Origin of the sequence: Clostridium sp. K13 (genome assembly GCF_019734195.1) — a bacterium.
Taxonomy (GTDB): Bacteria; Bacillota; Clostridia; order Clostridiales; family Clostridiaceae; genus Clostridium.
In genome coordinates, this window is record NZ_JAASHM010000082.1 from 1 (window position 1) to 1,842 (window position 1,842).

Genomic DNA, 1,842 nt, shown 5'->3' on the forward strand with positions numbered 1-1,842 from the left:
AAAAAAAAAATAAATCCCAGACTCTATAAGCCTAGGATTTATGGTAAAATATTTTTCATGCTAACAAAAAAAATCTTACAACAAAATTATACTTTAAATCGAAAGTTTTATCAATTAAAACTTCCTTTTGATATAGATTGCATAATTCCAGAAAATGATTCGGTGAGATTACTAAGTCAGTTTGTAGAGGAGATGGATTTAACTAGACTATATTCTACTTATTTTAGAATAAGAGAAAATCAAGTACCGCCAATGAATATGCTGAAAATTATGCTTTATGGATATATGAATGGACTTTATTCTTCAAGAGATATAGAAACTGCATGTCGAAGAGATATCAATTTTATGTTTCTACTAGAGGGTGCTTCGCCTCCGGATCATTCAACATTTGCAAGGTTTAGAAGTTTACATTTTGCTCCATGTGCTGAAAAAATCTTAACAGAAGTAACCAATTTTCTTTATAAAATTGGGGAAATATCAGGTGAATCTATATTTATTGATGGTACTAAAATAGAAGCTTGTGCTAATAAATATACTTTTGTTTGGAAGAAAGCTATTACAAAAAATATGGCTAAACTATTAACTAAGATAGCCGACCTTGTAAAAGAGTGTGAAGAATTTTATGGCATTAAATTAATTTATAAGGATAAAGTACAAATGAAGCATGTAAAGAAGCTTAGGAAAAAACTTTATGAGTTAAAAAAATTAGAAGGAATAGAATTCGTCCACGGATGTGGTAAGAGAAAAACTACTTTACAAAAGTCTATAGAAAAGCTTGAAGAATATCTTTTAAAATTTAAAGAATACAATAAAAAGGTATACACTTGCGGCAATAGAAATAGTTATTCAAAAACAGATGCTGATGCTACATTTATGAGAATGAAAGAAGATGCTATGAAAAATGGACAACTTAAACCAGCTTATAATGTGCAGCATGGTGTTGATGCTGAATATATTACGTGGCTTACTGTTGGTAATCAACCAACAGACACAACTACATTGATACCATTTCTTAAAGGGATGGAAGAAAATTTGAATTTTAAATATTTAAAAATAGTTGCTGATGCTGGATATGAAAGCGAAGAAAATTACTCATTTATTGAAGATAATAATCAAATAGCTTTTATTAAACCTGCTAATTATGAAATATCTAAAACAAGAAAATACAAGAATGACATTAGTAGAATAGAGAATATGGACTACGATGCTGAGAGTGATTTATTTATATGTCAAAATGGTAAAAAACTAAAAATGTCAGACACAAAATTTGTAAAATCTAAAACTGGATATAAAAGTGAAAAAACAATTTATATATGTGAGGATTGTAGTGACTGTAATTACAAGAACAAATGTATTAAAGGGAATAATTCTAAAATACCATTAGAAGAAAGAACTAAAAAATTTGAAACTTCAAAAAAGTTTAATAGGCAAAGAAAAGAAGATTTAACGAGAATTATTACTGATGAAGGTTGTTTACTTAGAATGAATAGAAGTATTCAAGCAGAAGGTTCTTTTGCTCAATTAAAGCATGATATGAATTTTAGAAGGTTTATGTGCCGTGGACAAAATAATGTCTTAGCAGAAAGTATACTACTTGCTGTAGCTCATAATATAAATAAATTGCATAACAAAATACAGGCTAACCGAACTGGTAAGCATTTATTTGAATTAAAGAAAACTGCATAATTTAAATTTTTAAAGCCTTTTTTCATTAGGCTTATTTAAGTGCGTCTATTTTTATATTCAATTTGATTTTAATCGAAAATGTACAATTATTTTTTTGAAAATATAGAAAAAGAGCTATCGCTAGCGGATTTTTTTACCCGCTATTGCGACAGCTCC

The 1,842-nt window shown here is 28.2% G+C and carries 1 protein-coding gene; it reads left to right on the top strand.

What is annotated here, in order from left to right; translation table 11 throughout:
- Positions 1-57 precede the first annotated feature (57 nt).
- Complete coding sequence (locus HCG76_RS18835) at positions 58-1,686, top strand: IS1182 family transposase (protein WP_221701165.1); 1,629 nt, start codon at positions 58-60, stop codon at positions 1,684-1,686.
- The last annotated feature ends 156 nt before the right edge of the window (positions 1,687-1,842 follow it).